Below are 243 nucleotides of genomic sequence, written 5' to 3'. Positions count from 1 at the left end.
ATAAGAGCCAGCGCCAGTCCGATCATGCGCGCGGCATCGCGCTGGTGCGGCGGCAGCTTGTCTGCAAGGATGGCGATGAAAACGAGATTGTCGATGCCGAGAACAATCTCGAGAACGATCAGGGTAGCAAGCCCGATCCAGGCGGATGGGTCGGATAGCCAGTCGAAGATCATTAATTCCTAAGCTTGGCGCCGGCCATGATAAGCCTGCCAATTCTTTCCTTCAGTTTTTCGGATGATATGC

The 243-nt window shown here is 54.7% G+C and carries 1 protein-coding gene; it reads right to left on the bottom strand.

The genetic code is table 11. From position 1 onward, the window contains the following. Positions 1-173 (bottom strand): TerC family protein (locus ACR9ZK_RS23125; protein ID WP_481344255.1); only part of this gene is annotated, 173 nt, incomplete at its 3' end. Positions 174-243: the final 70 nt, after the last annotated feature.

Source organism: Monashia sp. HAY1-5C (assembly GCF_056755255.1).
Note: the sequence above shows the minus strand (reverse complement) of the source record. Positions and strands in the feature narration are given on the sequence as shown.